This is a genomic window from Roseovarius mucosus DSM 17069, from assembly GCF_000768555.3.
GTDB classification, from domain to species: domain Bacteria; phylum Pseudomonadota; class Alphaproteobacteria; order Rhodobacterales; family Rhodobacteraceae; genus Roseovarius; species Roseovarius mucosus.
In genome coordinates this window covers 498,653-516,137 of record NZ_KN293980.1, presented here as the reverse complement: position 1 = coordinate 516,137, position 17,485 = coordinate 498,653, and the positions used below count along the sequence as shown (strand labels likewise).

Annotated in this window: 13 protein-coding genes and 1 pseudogene; 12 read left to right on the top strand and 2 right to left on the bottom strand. The window is 61.0% G+C overall.

All coding sequences use genetic code 11. The features are described 5' to 3' along the window. Positions 1–31: 31 nt before the first annotated feature. From ROSMUC_RS13655 to ROSMUC_RS13630, 7 genes and pseudogenes are all read left to right on the top strand, one after another. On the top strand, positions 32–2,275 hold the full coding sequence (locus ROSMUC_RS13655) for a xanthine dehydrogenase family protein molybdopterin-binding subunit (protein WP_037273982.1): 2,244 nt from the start codon (positions 32–34) through the stop codon (positions 2,273–2,275). Positions 2,276–2,322: 47 nt separating this feature from the next. Beyond that, positions 2,323–2,958 (top strand): cysteine hydrolase family protein, encoded by a 636-nt coding sequence (locus tag ROSMUC_RS13650; RefSeq protein WP_037273979.1) that lies wholly within the window; start codon positions 2,323–2,325, stop codon positions 2,956–2,958. Positions 2,959–3,084: 126 nt separating this feature from the next. Then, complete coding sequence (locus ROSMUC_RS13645) at positions 3,085–3,504, top strand: nuclear transport factor 2 family protein (protein ID WP_037273976.1); 420 nt, start codon at positions 3,085–3,087, stop codon at positions 3,502–3,504. 150 nt (positions 3,505–3,654) lie between these two features. Then, positions 3,655–3,900: a hypothetical protein gene (locus ROSMUC_RS21195; protein WP_206018454.1), complete on the top strand. Its 246-nt coding sequence runs from the start codon at positions 3,655–3,657 to the stop codon at positions 3,898–3,900. 137 nt (positions 3,901–4,037) lie between these two features. Next, a complete protein-coding gene (locus tag ROSMUC_RS13640) occupies positions 4,038–5,432 on the top strand; it encodes an MATE family efflux transporter (RefSeq protein WP_037273973.1) in 1,395 nt (464 codons plus the stop codon). Between the two features lie 510 nt (positions 5,433–5,942). Beyond that, the gene (locus ROSMUC_RS13635; protein ID WP_037273969.1) at positions 5,943–6,404 is read left to right on the top strand and encodes a (2Fe-2S)-binding protein; all 462 of its coding nucleotides are present in this window, start codon (positions 5,943–5,945) and stop codon (positions 6,402–6,404) included. Positions 6,405–6,407: 3 nt separating this feature from the next. Beyond that, positions 6,408–8,595: pseudogene (locus tag ROSMUC_RS13630) on the top strand (xanthine dehydrogenase family protein molybdopterin-binding subunit). 369 nt (positions 8,596–8,964) lie between these two features. Here ROSMUC_RS13630 and ROSMUC_RS13625 read toward each other — a convergent pair. Together ROSMUC_RS13625 and ROSMUC_RS13620 are read right to left on the bottom strand one after the other, a co-directional pair. Continuing rightward, positions 8,965–9,666, bottom strand: coding sequence for a histidine utilization transcriptional repressor HutC (locus ROSMUC_RS13625; RefSeq protein ID WP_037273967.1), 702 nt, complete (start codon positions 9,664–9,666; stop codon positions 8,965–8,967). Beyond that, positions 9,663–11,030 (bottom strand): formimidoylglutamate deiminase, encoded by a 1,368-nt coding sequence (locus tag ROSMUC_RS13620; RefSeq protein ID WP_037273965.1) that lies wholly within the window; start codon positions 11,028–11,030, stop codon positions 9,663–9,665. The genes ROSMUC_RS13625 and ROSMUC_RS13620 overlap by 4 nt, the downstream gene beginning before the upstream one ends. A gap of 114 nt (positions 11,031–11,144) precedes the next feature. Between ROSMUC_RS13620 and hutI the strand changes: the two genes are divergently transcribed. The 5 genes from hutI (at position 11,145) to ROSMUC_RS13595 (ending at position 17,440) form a co-directional block, all read left to right on the top strand. Beyond that, the gene (gene hutI, locus ROSMUC_RS13615; RefSeq protein WP_245875186.1) at positions 11,145–12,305 is read left to right on the top strand and encodes an imidazolonepropionase; all 1,161 of its coding nucleotides are present in this window, start codon (positions 11,145–11,147) and stop codon (positions 12,303–12,305) included. Next, complete coding sequence (gene hutH, locus ROSMUC_RS13610) at positions 12,302–13,828, top strand: histidine ammonia-lyase (protein WP_037273961.1); 1,527 nt, start codon at positions 12,302–12,304, stop codon at positions 13,826–13,828. The genes hutI and hutH overlap by 4 nt, the downstream gene beginning before the upstream one ends. Before the next feature lie 2 nt (positions 13,829–13,830). Further along, a complete protein-coding gene (hutG, locus tag ROSMUC_RS13605; RefSeq protein ID WP_037274160.1) occupies positions 13,831–14,616 on the top strand; it encodes an N-formylglutamate deformylase in 786 nt (261 codons plus the stop codon). Next, positions 14,613–16,286 carry a urocanate hydratase gene (hutU, locus tag ROSMUC_RS13600; protein WP_037273959.1) on the top strand — a complete coding sequence of 558 codons (1,674 nt, stop codon included), beginning with the start codon at positions 14,613–14,615 and terminating at the stop codon, positions 16,284–16,286. Before hutG ends, hutU begins: the two co-directional genes overlap by 4 nt. A 68-nt stretch (positions 16,287–16,354) precedes the next feature. Further along, the gene (locus ROSMUC_RS13595; protein WP_037273956.1) at positions 16,355–17,440 is read left to right on the top strand and encodes a TRAP transporter substrate-binding protein; all 1,086 of its coding nucleotides are present in this window, start codon (positions 16,355–16,357) and stop codon (positions 17,438–17,440) included. Positions 17,441–17,485: the final 45 nt, after the last annotated feature.

The following is a 17,485-nucleotide window of genomic DNA, read 5'->3' as shown; positions in this document are numbered from 1 at the left end:
TGCGGCCCGCGCGATGCGGGAGGCCTGAGACTTGGGACGCGCCAGAACAATCACCCGCCGCAGTTTCCTGATCGGGTCCGCCGCCATTGTCGGGGGAGTCGCCTTTGGGGCGTATTACGTCACCCGCCCCACGCCCAACCCTCTGCTGAATGATCTACCAGAGGGCGAGGCGGCGCTGACCCCTTTCGTCAAGATCACGCCGCAGGGTATCACGCTGATCGTGCCGCGCGCCGATGTCGGACAGGGCATCGCTTCGACTCAGGCCATGCTGATCGCCGAGGAACTTGATATCGACCCAGCCACTGCCACGCTCGACCCAGGCCAGCCGCATCCGGCCTATTTCAATGGCATCATCGCCGCCGAGAGCATGCCCTTTCCGGCATGGGAGCACGGGGTTGTGGCAGACACGGTGCGCGACGTGATGATGAACGTCGCGCGCCTGACCGGCTCGCAGTTCACCGGCGGGTCGTCGTCTGTCGCAGACCTGCACGAGCCCCTGCGCCTCGCCGGTGCGACGGCGCGCGAAACCCTCAAGGCCGCCGCGTCGGCCCGCACCGGCGTAGGTCGCGCCGATCTGCGGACCGAGGAAGGACACGTCATTCTGCCAGATGGAACGCGCATCGCCTACACTGATCTTGCCGCGGAGGCGGCGGCTATTGAACCTGTCACCGACGTGACGCTCCGACCCGCCTCGGACTGGATGCGCTTGGGTAAGCCCTATCAGCGCCTCGACATCGTCGCGAAATCGACCGGAACACAGGACTACGGCATCGACGTCGTTCTGCCCGGCATGCTCTACGCGACCGTGCGTGCCAACCCGGGGCGTGGCGGCGCGATGGCAAGCTATTCCGCCGATGCAGCACTTGCGATGCAAGGCGTGCGCTCGGTCGTTGAGGTTAACGAGGGGCTAGCGGTCATTGCCGACAACACCTGGTTCGCGTTTCAGGCGGCGCAGGCGCTAGAGGTCAATTGGCTACCCCCCGACTATCCCGCCAGTTCCGCCGAGATGTGGCAGGCGCTGACGGCTGGCCACACGGATGAATTCCGAAACAGCCGCCTGCGCGACGACGGCGATGTCGAGGCGGCGCTCGGCGGGGCCACCGTGATCGAGGCGGAATACCGCACGCCCCTCCTCGCCCATGCCGCGCTCGAGCCGCTTTGCGCCACAGTTCTGATCGAGCCCGACAGGGTGCAGATCTGGACCGCGACGCAGATCCCCGCCGTGGTGCGCGACGCAGCAGCAGAGCTGACCGGCCTCAATCCGTCGCAGGTCACGCTTCATGCTCTGCCCGCAGGCGGCAGTTTCGGCCGCAGGCTCGACAATGACTACGTGGTCCAGGCGATCCAAATCGCTGCAACCATGCCCGGCACGCCGATCAAGACCACCTGGAGCCGAAAAGAGGACATGACCCATGATTATCCCCGCCCCCTGCACATGGCCGTTGGTCGGGGCGCGGTGAGACATGGCCAGGTGATGGCCTATGATCTCGACACGATCAGCCCGTCACTTATCGCATCATGGTTCGGCCGCATCTTCATCGTGCCACCGGGGCCAGACACGATGCTGGTCTGGGGCGCTTACGATCAACCCTATGCGATCCCAAATTACCGCGTCACGGGCTATGCCGCGCCGCCGATGATGCCGGTCGGATCGTGGCGGTCGCCCGGGGCCTGCTCCAACAGTTTCTTTCACGAAAGCTTTCTGTCGGAACTGATCCACGCCGCAGGCGCCGACCCGCTGGAGGAAAGGTTGCGCCTGATCGCCGACGCCGATAGCCGCCGTGTGCTCGAGGCGGTGGGTGAGATGTCCGAATGGGCGGGCGCTGACATCGGGCCGGGGCGTGGGCGCGGCATCGCCTTCGCCCACACCCATGGCGTTCCGGTGGCCGAGGTCATCGACGTGACCCTGACCGACCGGGGCATCCGCATCGACGATGTCTGGATCGCCGCCGATTGCGGCACCGTATTCGACCCCGTAAACGCCGAGGCGCAATTGACCGGGGCGGCCATCTTTGGCCTTGGCCACGCGATGAATTGCGAGCTCACCTACGAAAGCCACGCCGTGCAGCAGACCAATTTCGACGCTTTCGAGGGGATGCGCCTGTATCAGACGCCGCGGTTCCATACGCAGCTTCTGGGGCTTGCCGAGCGGGTCCGGGGCTTGGGCGAACCTGCGACAGCCCCGTCCGCCCCTGCGCTGGCCGATGCGATCTTTGCGGCAACAGGGCAGCGCCTGCGCGAGATGCCGTTCAACAAGTCGGTGGATTTCACATGAGGCAGGCCGCGCCAACCCGCAACCACCCTTCCGCAAAGGAGTTACCCATGACAGACACGGCCTACCCAGACGGCAAGACCGCGCTCCTTTGCGTCGACCCCTATAACGATTTCCTCGCCGAGGACGGCAAGATGTGGCCTGCACTGAGCGAGGTCTCCCGATCAGTCGATCTTCATGCCAATCTGGCCAAGCTTCGTGCGGCCGTGCGCGACGCCGGACATCCGATCTTCATCCTGCCCCATCACCGCCACCGCACCGGCGACTTCGACGGTTGGGCACACTTGACCCCGTTTCAGGCCGCAGCCCGCGAACACCAGATGTTCGCCGAGGGGAGCAAAGGCGGCGACTGGTACGAGGGGTTCGGCCCAGACCATGGCGACATCGTCGTCAAGGAACACTGGGGGGCATCCAGCTTTGCCAATACCGACCTTGATGTCCAGTTGCGTCAACGCGGAATCTCCCACGTCATCTTCGTTGGGGCGATCGCCAATACCTGCACCGAAGCCTCTGCGCGATATGCGGCCGAACTCGGCTATCATGTGACCCTTGTTCGAGACGCAACGGCGGCCTTCTCTCCCGAAGCGTTGCACGCCGCACACGAGATCAACGGGCCAACCTATGCTCACGCCATTCTCACCACGGAGGAGGTGGTAGGGAAACTGGCCGGCGATAAGGTGCTATGAGCCCCGCGTGGATCAGTCAGTCATGGGTGACCAAGTGATCGTTGCATCAGTCTCTTCAACAGGTTGCCGAAATCAGGAGCTTTCAACGAACAAACCATTTCGAAGCAGCCTGAAAGGATCCTAAACATGCGAGGATATACCGCACTGGACGAATGGCAACGCATCTTCGTTCAACGGGATTGGAACAAACTGCCGCATCTTTTGGCAGACGACGTGACCTATTTCAATCCGGGGGACGCGATGCCCCTGCGGGGCAAGCAGGCAGTCGTCGGCAGCTTGGGGTTGTCGTTCAGCATTTTCGAGAATTTCGAATATATGCGGCATTTCAACGGTGACGAAGGTCATGTTCTCGAGTTTCGCGGCTACGTCGGCGATACTGCGTTCACGGGCATAGACATCATCCGCTTCGATTTGGCAGGCAAAATAATGGACCTTGTCGTGATGATCCGCCCAATAGCTGCAATCTTAGAGCTGGGCGAAGAAGCCGCACGCCGCAGGGCAAGTGCAAGCGCAAGCGCAAGCGCAAACAAGACAGCCCAAGACTAGAGCGTCGTCCAGAGTGTTTGAACCGTCAAGATTGCGCGTGTTTCACGAGGCCATGAATGGATTGATATGCGAGATATGCCTGGTGATCCTATTGGTGATCGGAGCGCATAATCAAATGAAAGACTTTCGCTCCTTCAAAAGGACTTACCCATGACAAACGGGGCTATTCTTGACGCATCCAAAGACTTGACGGGCACAAACCTTGCGCTCTCCGGAACAAGCTCTGGCATCGGAACTGTTATTGACCGCGAGGCGGATCATGGTCCGTTTCGGAGCATTGGTAAGGTCAATGGACGGCGCTCAAGTGTTTTCATCAGCCGATTTGGAGCAGCGACACCAAAACTCTCGATCTTCGAAATATCGGCGCCGCTCTTGATATCCTTCTCGGCCGGTTAGACCTAGCCCGATAGGCTTGGGTTGCTTCATTTGCCTATTTCGGAGCACATTTGAAAATGTGATCTGATGGGTCAGGGAACTTAGCATCTGGAACAGCTCATCTTTGGGCGGCGATCCAACAATCAATCGGAAGCCCTATGGCCGAAGCACGCGCAGTTTTTTTGGAGGGCAGCCTCTTTCGCCATATCACGGTTATGGCGCTTACCTCGTCGGTCGGTCTGATGGCAGTCTTCGCGGTCGACTTCATCGACATGGTCTTTATCGCGATGCTGGGCAACGCGGAACTGGCGGCTGCGGTGGGATATGCGGGGGCGATCCTGTTCTTCACCACCTCCTTTGGCATCGGCATGGCCATCGCAGCGGGCGCCCTAGTGGCCCGGGCGCTGGGACAGGGCGACGCGCAGTTGGCCCGCGCGCAGGCCGCGGCAGCGCTTGTCTGGGGGGTGGTCTTCGGCGCAGTTTTCGTGGCGGTGGTCTGGCTGAACCTTGCGGGACTGGCGGCGCTGATGGGGGCGACGGGCGAGACGCTGGATCTCGCTGTGCACTACCTGCAGATCATCGTGCCCAGCCTGCCCTTGCTGATCGTCGGCATGGTGGCCGGTGCGATCCTGCGCGCCCATGGCGACGCGCGCCGCGCGATGATGGCGACAATCTGGGGGGCGCTGGTCAATGCGGTGCTGGACCCAATCCTGATCTTCGGCCTAGGGCTTGACCTGACGGGTGCTGCACTGGCCAGCGTGGCGGCGCGGCTGGTGATTGCTGGCACCGCGCTGATCCCGATCTTTCGGCATCACGGTGGACTGGTACGGCCCGGTCTGCCGGAGATGTCCATCGCCTTTGTGCCCATCGTGACCATCGCCGCCCCGGCCATCTTGACCCAATTGGCAACACCGCTGGGTCAGGCCGTCGTCACTCGTGCCATGGCCAGCTTCGGCGAGGCGGCGGTGGCGGGCATGGCCATCGTCGGCCGGATGACGCCCGTGGCCTTCGGCGTGATCTTCGCGCTGTCCGGCGCCATCGGCCCGGTGATCGGCCAGAACTTCGGCGCCGGGCGGATGGACCGGGTGCGGCAGGCTTACCGCGACGGGCTGCTCTTTTGCGCCCTCTTCACCCTTGCGATGACAGCGATCCTGATTGCCTTACGCGGGCCCATCATTACGCTTTTCGGGGCTGAGGGGGTGACGCGCGAGCTGATCGTGCTGTTCTGCGGCCCGCTGGCGCTGGCGTTCTTCTTCAATGGGGTGATCTTCGTCTCGAACGCGGCCTTCAACAACATGGGCCATCCGTTCCGGTCTACCTGGATCAACTGGGGGCGGCATACGTTGGGCACCGTGCCCTTCGTTGTTGCGGGCGGTGCGGTGTTCGGCGCGGCGGGGGTGCTCATCGGGCAAGCGGCGGGCGGTGTCATCTTTGCCGGCGTGGCAGCGGTGATGGTGCGGCGGATGATGGAAGGCAAGGCAGGAGCGCCAGCCCCGGATAAGCCGTTCGACCGGCAGGCGCGGCTCATGAGCCTGATGCACAGGCGCCGGTGAGCGCAGCACCGACATCGGCCATCTTTCGCGTCGCCAGCCACAGGTGACCACACCATCATATCAACCAGTTGAGCAGTATCATACCGAGTTAAGTCGGCGCCTGGTCTCGGACCTCTGCCGTCTTGGGACCCTCGCGTTGAAGTAATTGCTAAACCTTTTCTAACCGCACATGCCTCTTGGAATTTCGGCACATGCGGAGGTCTTCACAATGGCGACTAAGCCCCGCTGGTTCGACGAGACGCCCTAATTTCAGTTTGAAAGCAGGCTGACCCAAATGGATGGCGTTTGACCTCATCTGCATGTCGCCTGCGCGAGCCATGGGATCTAATTTCAAAATAGGTGTCATGCTTCCAAGAAACGCCGTGAGTCCAAGAAAACCCTGATGTTTGAGATCGAAAGCATCTTTGCCCATTCATTGGAACGGCGTCGTAACATGGCAAAAGGTCGCCTCTTAAGCGCAAACTCAAAATCAAATTGGTAACGCCCCAACACTGAAAATGGAGATGCAAAATGGCGACGAGACTGACCGTGAATGGAACGCCGGTGACGCTTGATGTTAATCCGGACATGCCGCTCTTGTGGGCGTTGCGCGACCATCTCAAGTTGACGGGTACCAAGTTCGGCTGTGGCATTGCCCAATGCGGGGCCTGCACTGTGATGCTTGATGGCGTGCCCACGCGATCCTGCGTGACCCCGGTTGCGGCGGTCGAAGATGCCGAGGTGACAACCATCGAAGGCATCCAAGGAGATGCAGCACATGCGGTGCAGAAAGCATGGGCTGACCTGAACGTCGCGCAATGCGGATACTGCCAATCCGGGCAGGTCATGGTCGCAACCGAGTTGCTGCAGAACATCCCAAAACCGAGCGACGAAGAAATCGACGCGGCCATGGGCGGCAACATCTGCAGGTGCGCCACATATGCCCGCATCCGCAAGGGCGTGCGCGCCGCATCCGACGCTTTGGAGGCTTGAGGCATGTACCCGATCTCAACCGTCAAAACCCCGCAAACCCAATCGGCGCCTGTATCCTCGCGGCGCGGTTTTCTCGCAGGTTCGGCCGGGTTGCTCATCGCCCTCGCCCTCCCGGTCAAGGGTAGAGCCCAAGCGCTGGTGGACGGATCGGGAGCATTTTCACCGAATGCCTTTATCAGGGTCGCGCCGGACGATACCGTCACGGTCCTGATCAAGCATATTGAGGTGGGGCAAGGGGCAAACACCGCCCTTACCCTGTTGGCCGCCGAAGAGATGGACGCCGACTGGGGTCAGATGCGGGCAGAACAGGCCCCCAACAATCCCCTTCTCTATGGGAATCCGGCCCTCGGAGGTGTTCAAGGCACCGGTAGTTCCACGGGCCTTGCCCAACAGTTACATGACCATGCGCCAAGCCGGCGCTACGGCGCGCGCCTTGCTGGTCGAGGCCGCAGCACGGCTCTGGTCCGTGCCTGCGGGTGAGATCACCGTGACGGCCGGTGTGGTTCGTCACGCGGCGTCCGGGATGAGCAGCGGCTTTGGGGCGATTGCCGAGCGCGCCGCTGGCCTGGAGATGCCGCAGAATGTGACGCTGAAAGATCCCGCTGATTTCACCCTAATCGGCGCCGAAGGAATCACGCGGCTTGATGCGGTGGAAAAGGCGCGGGGGTTGGCCACCTTTACAATCGACGTAATGCGCGACGAAATGCAGGTGGTTGCGGTACTGCATCCGCCGAAGTTCGGAGCGAAAGTCGCATCGTTCGATCCGGTAGAGGCCCTGGATGTGTCAGGTGTGCTTGCCGTGCGCGAAATACCCTCGGGCATCGCCGTTTACGCTGTGGATACCTATTCTGCCCTGCGCGGTCGCGAGGCGTTGGTTGCGGCATGGGACGAAAGCGCCGCCGAGACACGGTCATCCGAAGAAATAGAGGCGGAGTTTATCGCCGCGGCCCGCGCACCCGCCACCGTCTCGGAGGAGACCGGCGATGTGGAGGCGGCCCTGAGCGAGTCCGCGCAGACCTTTGAGGCGGAATACGTCTTTCCCTACCTCGCACATGCCGCGATGGAGCCGTTGGATGGTGTCGTTGAATGGACACCTGAGCGCGCCGAAATCTGGTCGGCGATCCAGATCCCGACTGTCGCTGGTCCTGTGTTTTCTGCGGCTCTTGGAGTGGCGGAAGATGCTGTGTCGGTTCACACGATGTATGCGGGCGGAAGTTTCGGTCGCCGTGCAACGGCCAGCGGTCAATTCGAGGCCGAGCTTGCCGCAGTCGCGGCGGCAGGGGGGCCTGGTGCCTACAAACTCCAATGGACCCGCGAGGATGATATGACCCAAGGGTACTATCGCCCTCTGACCGTTCACCGCCTTCGTGCGGGCCTTGACACGGACGGGAACATCACAGGATGGGACAACACGATCGTCAATCAGTCGATTGCTTTTGGCACAATTTTCGAACAGACCGTCATGAACGACGGCGTGGACCGAATGGCCGTGGAGGGCTCCGTCGATCTGCCTTATGGGCTGCCTCGGCGCAGAGTATCCTGGGCGCAGATGATCAATCCGGTCCCGGTGCTTTGGTGGCGCGCAGTGGGGCACACCCATACAGCCTATGCGACAGAGACATTTCTGGATGAATTGCTGGCAGCCGCCGGGCGCGATGCCGTACAAGGACGACTGGAGTTGATCACACCGGATCGCGCACGGGACCGTGCCGTGCTGGAACGTGTGGCGGACATGGCGGCATGGAGCGGTCCGGGCAACGGCGATCGCCGTCTTGGCGTGGCGTTGCACAAATCCTTCGGCAGCTACGTGGCGCAGATTGCCGAGGTCGAGAACCGTGATGGCGCACCCCATGTCACCCGCGTCTGGTGTGCGGTGGATTGCGGTGTCGCCGTGACCCCAGACATCATTCGCGCGCAGATTGAGGGGGGAATAGGCTTTGGCCTGAGTGCTGCACTTTATGAGCAGTTGACGCTGGAGCCAGGCGGCACCGTGCGAGAACGCAACTACGACAGTTATCGCGTGCTGGGTTTGGAGGACATGCCACAAATCATCGTGGATATACGACCCAGCACCGACATACCGACGGGTGTTGGCGAGATCGGCACACCGCCAATCGCACCTGCCGTGGCGAATGCCTGGCGATCATTCACCGGAGAGACACCGCGTCGTCTGCCAATGATCAGGGCTTGACCACGACTATGTCAATAATTTGAGCACGGACGGAACTACACGCGGCACCCCACAACCAATTAATATTTCGTCAAACTATCCACCATCCATCATAGGCGCAGAAAATAACAGCGCGGCCTCGGTGGTTGCGTTGGTGGGCGTTCTTAGCTCTCCTATGGTCCACGATCCGATTTTCGCGCCCGTATTGTCGCAGACATACTGCACACCAATTGGGACAGTCCAACCCAGGAGGGTGAAGTCAGGCGCGCAGCGGCGAAGGTCGGTGTCCTTGAATTTAGGTGCTTCTGATTTCAATTCGGTGGCATTCACCTTCAAGGGAGAACGTGCATCTTCATTGCTTAAAAGAACTGGATCCGCGGATTTGCTTGGTCAGTTCAGCGCTGTCAGCTGATACCCTGGTGCTGCCACAGCTTGCACAGACGTGATTGGATCTTGTCCGATCCATGTCGTCCGCTCGATTACAAGTAACGCAGTGCCAGCGGTCGTGGACAGGTATTTGGCGCTTTCGCCTTGGGCATTCATTGCGTAGAACCGTACGTCAACGCGGCTGTAGGGCTTGTTACGCACAAGCCATTCGTTCGCGCTTTCAACCTCCAGATCAACGTTCAGAATATCGGGGGTCGATCGGGTATTCACCCAACGGTCCTCAAAGATATAGGGACGATTATCCGCCAGATGCAGCGCTTTGACATGCAGCATCTGGCAGGGTTTATGGATCCCAAACCGCGCCATGACTGGCATCGGCGTGTCATCCAATGTGCTGCTGATCAATTGGTATCCATATTTGCTGCCGCGCTGTTCCACCTCGCGACGGGTGATCGGAATGTCAAAGGTTGCGCGCGTGACCGGATCGGTCATCACATGCGTGCCGCCTTTGCGCTTCCGCTCGACCAAACCGATCTGCGACAGGTCTTGCATGGCGCGATGGACCGTCGTGCGCGCGCAGCCAAGCTCGATCGCGATGTCTTCGTCGCGGGGCAACTTGTCACCAGGAGCATAAGTCCGGCTGAGAATCCGCGCTCGGATTTCATCACGCACATCAGTCCAGGAAAGGCGCGTTTGCCCGTTCAAATGTTGGTCTCCAGCTGACTCATCGTTGTCTTGAAGGTGTTGATTATCGCGTCCCGCCGGAAATGACGACCTTTCTGGACCACATGTCGTCCCGCGCTCCAGACATCAGAGATACACGCCTGCCCGCCACCGCCAAATATCAGGCTGTCGATGCTCGCATCCCGCTGCCGGTTGCAGAGCCATTGATTGTCGTCATCAAGCCCCAGCAAGTCGGCCCAGAAGCCTGCTTCGATCACACCGCAGTGCCGCCCGCCCGCCTGCGCGCCTCCCTTGGCCGCCGACTCGAACAGAACGCGCCCGGTTGAACGGTCCTGCGTCGCCAGTGCCGCCCGCGACAGATCGCGCAAGCGTTGGGAATACTCCAGCGTCTTGAGTTCTTCGAACAGTGTGATGTGTACGTTTGAGTCCGAGCCAAAGCCGATCGTACCGCCCTGCCCGAGGTAAGCCGTCCCGTTGAAGATACCGTCGCCGAGGTTTGATTCCGTCAAGGGGCACAGACCTGCCACCGCACCGCTCGCGGCGAGGGCGATGGTTTCAGCTTGCGTCATCTGCGTGCAATGGATCAGACACCAGCGCGCATCTACATTATGATTGGCCAGCAACCATTCGGTGGGTCGGGCACGAAGATGGGCGACCACCTCATCGACTTCGGCAACCTGTTCGGCAAGATGCATGTGGATTGGGCCGCATGTGGCCTGTTCAAGGATCGTGGCCAAGCCGTCGGGATCAACCGCACGCAGCGAATGGGGGGCAATGCCGACGGTGAAGTCTGCCGGACCGGCGGCAACAGCAGCTACGGCATCTTGATGAAGGCGCAAGAACCGTTCGGGGTCATTTCCAAACCGCCTTTGCCCACCATTCAAAGCCCGCAGATCGCAACCACCGAATTGGTAGTGAACCGGCAGAAGCGTCAGACCGATACCGGCCTGCTCAGCCGCGGCAGTGATCCTGTGCGACATTTCAGCAAGGTTGGTGTAGGGCACTCCACCGACGTCATGGTGCAGATAGTGAAACTCGGCCACCGCGCCATACCCAGCCTCCAGCATCTCCATGAACACCAGCGCGGCGATGGCTTGGACGTGGTCGGGCGTGAGTTGGTCAAGGAATTTGTACATCAGCCGCCGCCAACTCCAGAAACTGTCCCTGGGGTCAGGACCGCGCGCTTCGGTCAGGCCTGCCATGGCGCGTTGAAAGGCGTGGCTGTGCAGGTTCAACGGCGCGGGCAACAACAAAGACACGCGGTCGGTTGGCGCTTGGCGTTGCATCCCGACATGTGCGATTCGACCATTCGCATCGATCGTGATCTCAAGATCATCTTGCCAACCTTGTGGGGTAAGCACCTGTTTTGCGTGGATGATTTGCACAGAAACAACTCCGTTGACAAAATTAAGTAGTTACATATTAATATTAAGTACGCTTTTTAGCAAGGAATCTTGATGTCTCGTTCCTATATCCTCACTGACATCACCGCTGCCACGATGGCACCCTTGGCAGGTGACTATGGCCTAGTCCGGGAAGCGGCGATTGCCGTGTCTGACGGGCAGATTGCGTGGGTTGGTCCGGCGTCCAAATTACCACCCGACTACGCGGATCTTGACCTGCGGTCTTTTGACGGGCGCCTTGTCACGCCTGCGCTGATTGATTGCCACACGCATATCGTTCACGGCGGCAATCGCGCACGGGAATTCGAGATGCGCCTGAATGGGGCCAGCTACGAGGAGGTCGCACGCGCGGGTGGCGGTATCGTCTCAACCGTTGGTGCGACACGGGATGCCTCTGAGGCTGACCTGCTGGCAAGCGCGCTGCCCCGCGTCGATGCCCTAATTGCCCAAGGCGTCAGCGTGATCGAGGTCAAGTCCGGCTATGGGCTGGACACGGAAACCGAACTCAAGATGCTGCGTGTTGCACGCGCCCTTGGTAAACAGCGCCCTGTTCGCATCGTAACCAGCTTTCTGGGCGCGCACGCAGTGCCAAAGGGGATGGATGCTGACACCTATATTGACACCGTCTGCGTGCCGACGCTTGAGGCCGCCCATGCGGCAGGGTTGGTCGACGCGGTGGACGGGTTCTGCGAAGGTATCGCCTTTGACACTAGGCAAATCGCGCGGGTGTTCGACAAAGCGCGCACGTTAGGCTTGCCCGTCAAACTGCACGCCGAACAGCTCAGCCACATCGGCGGCACAGCGCTCGCGGCAAAGTACGGTGCATTGTCCGCCGATCACGTGGAATACGCCACCCCCGCAGATGCCGCCGCATTGGCCGCCAGCGGCACCGTGGCCGTGCTATTGCCCGGCGCGTTTTACACCATTCACGAAACCCAAGCGCCGCCCGTCCAGGCCTTTCGCGACCATGCTGTGCCGATGGCCGTCGGCACCGATTGGAACCCCGGATCGTCGCCCTTGGGCTCGATCCTGCTGGCGATGAACATGGCCTGCACCCTGTTCCGGATGACCCCTGCCGAGGCGCTCGCGGGCACGACGCGAAACGCGGCACGCGCCCTTGGCTTGACCGATTGCGGCGTCATCGCGCCGGGCATGCGCGCCGACCTGGCGATCTGGAACGTCAGCGATCCGGCGGAACTGTCCTATGGCATCGGGATCAACCCACTACACACGCGCATCTTTGGAGGTGCTGAATGACTCTGACCCTACGCCCGGGCGGGGCAACACTGGCAGACCTGGAAACGATCTGGCGCGGGCAAGGCCCCGCGCGACTTGACCCCACAGCACGCGGTGCGGTCGAGGCATCCGCCCGTACTGTCGCGCTGGCGGCAAGTGGCGACACGCCCGTTTACGGGATCAACACGGGCTTCGGCAAACTCGCCTCCGTCCGCATTGCGCCCGAAGACACGGAAACCCTGCAACGCAATCTGATCCTGTCGCATTGCTGCGGGGTCGGTGATGCGCTGGAGCCAGAGACAACCCGCCTGATGATGGCGCTGAAGCTGCTTTCATTGGGACGCGGTGCCTCTGGCGTGCGGTGGGACATCTGCGCATTGATAGAGGCGATGCTGGCGCGCAACGTCATGCCGGTGATCCCCGTGCAGGGCTCGGTCGGGGCTTCGGGCGATCTGGCGCCGCTGGCGCATATGGCGGCCGTGATGATCGGGATGGGCGAAGCGACGTATGAAGGCCAGACGATGGACGGCGGCGCGGCGCTGACCAAAGCTGGGCTGGCGCCGGTGGTGCTTGGCCCGAAAGAGGGCCTCGCATTGATCAACGGCACGCAGTTTTCGACGGCCCTCGCCTTGGCTGGGTTGTTTGAGGGCTGGCGCGCGGCACGGGCTGCAGTCGTGACATCGGCGCTTTCAACAGATGCGATAATGGGCTCCACCGCACCTCTTAATCCCGCCATTCACAGCCTGCGCGGCCATCAAGGCCAGATTGACGTCGCAGCGGCAATGACTCGCCTGCTTGACGGCAGCGTGATCCGGGAAAGCCACCGGGACGGCGACACCCGCGTCCAGGACCCCTATTGCATTCGGTGCCAGCCGCAGGTGACGGGCGCGGCCATCGATTTGTTGCGCTTTGCTGGGCGGACTTTGGAGATCGAGGCGAACGCAGTCACTGACAACCCACTCGTCATTGCCGAAACGGGTGAAATTCTGTCGGGCGGCAACTTTCATGCGGAACCCGTCGCCTTTGCCGCCGATCAGATTGCGCTGGCTCTTGCCGAGATCGGGGCCATCGCGCAGCGGCGTGTTGCCTTGATGGTGGATCCGACCTTGTCATTTGATCTGCCGCCCTTCCTGACGCCAGAACCAGGGCTGAATTCGGGCCTGATGATCGCCGAAGTGACCACCGCCGCCTTGATGAGCGAAAACAAGCACTTGGCGAATCCCTGCTCGACCGACAGCACGCCGACATCAGCCAACCAGGAAGATCACGTCAGCATGGCCGCCCATGGCGCACGCCGCTTGCGGCGGATGACCGCAAACCTGAACGGCATTCTTGGGATCGAGGCGATCTGCGCCGCCCAGGGGATCGAACAACGCGCGCCTCTTGTCACGTCGCGGCCCTTACAGGCGGCGATGGCCCACCTGCGCACGGTTGTCCCGACCTTGCAGAAAGATCGCTATCTGGCCCCCGACCTGCGGGCTGCGGCGGACTGTATCAGCAACGATAGCCTTGCAGCGGCCTCTGGACTGGAAATGTCACTATGAGCCTGATCGACATCACCCAAGGCGATAGCCCCTTGGTTCTTGGCCTGCCCCATACCGGCACCGATATTCCCGACGATTGCCTTGCCCGCCTGAACGACACGGGCCGTGCCATGGCCGATACCGACTGGCATATTCACCAGCTTTATGATGGTCTCGTGGCGGATGTGACCTATGTGCGCACGCCCGTGCATCGCTATGTGATTGACGTGAACCGCGACCCTTCGGGCGCAAGCCTTTACCCCGGCCAAAACACCACCGACCTTTGCCCGACGACCGATTTCGACGGCGTGCCGATCTACCCCTCGGGCGAAGAGCCCGACGACACGGAAGTCGAACGCAGACGCATCGCCTATCACGCCCCTTATCATGCCGCACTGGCCGCCGAGCTGGAGCGCGTGAAAGCGATCCATGGTTTTGCGATCCTATACGACTGCCACTCGATCCGGTCGCATATTCCGTTTTTGTTTGACGGCACATTACCGGACTTCAACATCGGCACCAACAACGGTGCCACCTGCACCCCCGAACTTGTGGAACGAACGATGCATATTTGTTCGAACGCAAAAGGTTACACGGCCATCCTCAATGGTCGCTTCAAGGGCGGATGGACCACGCGGCACTACGGTCAACCGGCGGACGGCATTCATGCCATCCAGATGGAACTGGCCCAATCCACCTATCTGGCGTCAGAAACACCGCCCTGGAGTTATGACCCCTCTCGCGCAGACCACCTGCGCCGCCACCTCACATCCATTCTCGAATCCCTGTCTGACTGGAGGCCTCAATGAGCGACCCGCGCAAGAACACTCGCGACATCTATCCCGCAACGGGGACCGAACTGAGCGCGAAGAGTTGGCAGACCGAAGCCCCCTTGCGGATGCTGATGAACAACCTGCACCCCGATGTCGCCGAGAACCCGCATGAGCTGGTGGTTTACGGTGGCATCGGACGCGCCGCGCGCACTTGGGCGGACTATGATTGCATCGTCGCCAGCTTGCGCGATCTGGAGGCGGACGAAACACTTGTCGTGCAATCAGGCAAGCCCATCGCCATCGTCAAGACACATGTAGACGCGCCGCGCGTTCTGATTGCCAATTCAAACCTTGTGCCGCATTGGGCGACTTGGGATCACTTCAACGAGTTGGATAAGAAAGGTCTGGCCATGTACGGTCAGATGACGGCCGGATCGTGGATTTACATCGGCTCCCAAGGCATCGTGCAGGGCACTTATGAGACCTTCGTTGAGGCAGGCCGTCAGCATTACGGCGGCGATCTGACAGGCAAGTGGATCCTCACGGGCGGTCTGGGCGGCATGGGCGGTGCACAGCCTTTGGCGGCTGTGATGGCCGGCGCCTGCTGTCTTGCCGTTGAGTGCAACCCCGACAGCATCGATTTCCGCCTGCGCACCAAATATGTCGACGAACGCGCTGACACGCTGGACGAAGCGCTGGAGATGATCGACCGATGGACCAAAGCCGGAGAGGCCAAATCTGTCGGCCTTTTGGGCAATGCCGCTGATGTCTTTCCCGAACTTTTCCGCCGCGGTATCCGCCCTGATATCGTGACCGACCAGACCAGCGCCCATGACCCGCTGAACGGCTATCTGCCCCAAGGCTGGACCATGGCGGAATGGAAGGCCAAGCGCGAAAGCGACCCCAAGGCGGTTGAAAAGGCCGCCCGCGCGTCGATGAAAACCCATGTTGCGGCGATGGTTGATTTCTGGAACGCCGGTGTGCCGACGTTGGATTACGGCAACAATATCCGTCAGGTGGCGCTTGAGGAAGGGTTGGACAACGCCTTTGCTTTCCCGGGCTTCGTGCCCGCCTATATCCGTCCGCTGTTCTGCCGTGGCATCGGACCATTTCGCTGGGCTGCGCTCTCGGGTGATCCCGAGGATATCTACAAGACAGACCAGAAGATGAAGGAATTGTTCCCCGACAACACCCATCTGCACAACTGGCTCGACATGGCGCGCGACCGGATCGCATTTCAAGGCCTGCCGGCCCGCATCTGCTGGATCGGTCTTGGGGACCGGCACCGTGCGGGCCTTGCGTTCAACGAGATGGTGGCAAGTGGCGAGTTGAAGGCGCCCGTCGTCATTGGTCGTGACCATCTCGACAGCGGGTCAGTTGCTTCGCCCAACCGCGAAACGGAAGCGATGAAAGACGGATCTGACGCCGTATCCGATTGGCCGTTGCTGAACGCGCTGGTCAACACTGCGTCAGGTGCCACTTGGGTTTCCATCCACCATGGCGGCGGTGTTGGTATGGGGTTCAGCCAGCATTCCGGCGTCGTGATCTGCGCCGATGGCACGCCAGAGGCGGCCAAGCGCATCGAACGCGTACTGTGGAACGATCCGGCCAGCGGCGTCTGGCGTCACGCTGACGCCGGCTATCAAGAGGCGATCGACTGTGCGCGAGAAAACGGGCTGCGCCTCCCCCGCATTCTGGGGAACTGAAGAACCAAGAAGGCTGCGTCAGACGGTCAAAACCCAACCAAGAGAAAACCCAACAAGGAGACGACATTATGGATAGACGGAAATTTATTGCGACAGCCGGTATTGGTGCTGCAGCCACTACATTGGCAGCGCCCGCCATCGCGCAGGATGTGCGCAACTGGAAGCTGGTCTCGGCATGGCCCAAAAATTTGCCCGGGCCCGGTGTCGCGGCGCAAACACTTGCCGATCGTATCACCACGCTGTCCGGCGGACGGATCAACGTCACGCTTTACGCCGCCGGTGAAATCGTGCCCGGCAACGGCGTTTTCGATGCCGTAGCAGAAGGCACGGCAGAGCTTTACCACGCTGTTCCGGCTTATTGGGGCAGCAAGTCCAAGGGTATCCTTTTGTTCGGCTCGCAGCCTTTTGGTTTGCGCGCGGATGAACAGTTTGGCTGGATGTATCACGGCGGCGGTCAGGCACTTTATGACGAAATGTATGGCCGTTTCGGCATCAAGCCGTTCCTGTGCGGCAACTCCGGCCCGCAATGGGCGGGCTGGTTCAAGACCGAGATCAACTCGGTCGAGGACCTCAAGGGTCTCAAGTTCCGAACCACCGGCATCGCATCGCAGATGGCCGCCAAGCTGGGCATGGCGGCAGAGGCCATGTCAGGTCCCGCGATGTTCCAGGCTCTGCAAACCGGGGCACTGGATGCTGGCGAATTCATTGGACCGTGGACGGACTCGGCGCTTGGCTATTACCAGGTCGCGCCTTACTACTACTGGCCCGGCGTGGGCGAGCCGTCGTCAGCGGAGGAATGCGGCGTGAACGCAAATGTCTATGCCGAGCTGCCCGATGACCTCAAAGAGGTGGTCACGCAGGCCTGTCAGGGCCTCTATAACCCCGTTTGGACAGAATACATGACCAAGCACGCGCAGTCTTTGAAGACGCTTGTGTCCGAACACAACGTTCAGCTGCGCAAGCTGCCCGATGATGTGATTGCAGCCATGGGCGTCGCGGCGGACGAGGTCATGCAGGAATATCTGGCCGACGAAGACGAGCTTGTCGTGCGGATCACCGAAAGCTTTATCGCGTACCGCGATCTGGTGGGCGGTTACATGCCCTACGCCGACAACGGGCAGATGAATGCCCGCGCAGGCGTGTTCGGTTACTGATGCAGACCGTGGTGCGCGGCCTGTGTCGGGCACCACGTCCATGCC

Excerpts from the sequence above, each read along its gene's own strand:
- ROSMUC_RS13635 (WP_037273969.1), top strand. The coding sequence starts at position 5,943 with ATGGCGACGAGACTGACCGTGAATGGAACGCCGGTGACGCTTGATGTT.
- hutH (WP_037273961.1), top strand. The coding sequence starts at position 12,302 with ATGACTCTGACCCTACGCCCGGGCGGGGCAACACTGGCAGACCTGGAA.
- ROSMUC_RS13650 (WP_037273979.1), top strand. The coding sequence starts at position 2,323 with ATGACAGACACGGCCTACCCAGACGGCAAGACCGCGCTCCTTTGCGTC.
- hutU (WP_037273959.1), top strand. The coding sequence starts at position 14,613 with ATGAGCGACCCGCGCAAGAACACTCGCGACATCTATCCCGCAACGGGG.
- ROSMUC_RS21195 (WP_206018454.1), top strand. The coding sequence starts at position 3,655 with ATGACAAACGGGGCTATTCTTGACGCATCCAAAGACTTGACGGGCACA.
- ROSMUC_RS13640 (WP_037273973.1), top strand. The coding sequence starts at position 4,038 with ATGGCCGAAGCACGCGCAGTTTTTTTGGAGGGCAGCCTCTTTCGCCAT.
- ROSMUC_RS13645 (WP_037273976.1), top strand. The coding sequence starts at position 3,085 with ATGCGAGGATATACCGCACTGGACGAATGGCAACGCATCTTCGTTCAA.
- hutI (WP_245875186.1), top strand. The coding sequence starts at position 11,145 with ATGGCACCCTTGGCAGGTGACTATGGCCTAGTCCGGGAAGCGGCGATT.
- ROSMUC_RS13595 (WP_037273956.1), top strand. The coding sequence starts at position 16,355 with ATGGATAGACGGAAATTTATTGCGACAGCCGGTATTGGTGCTGCAGCC.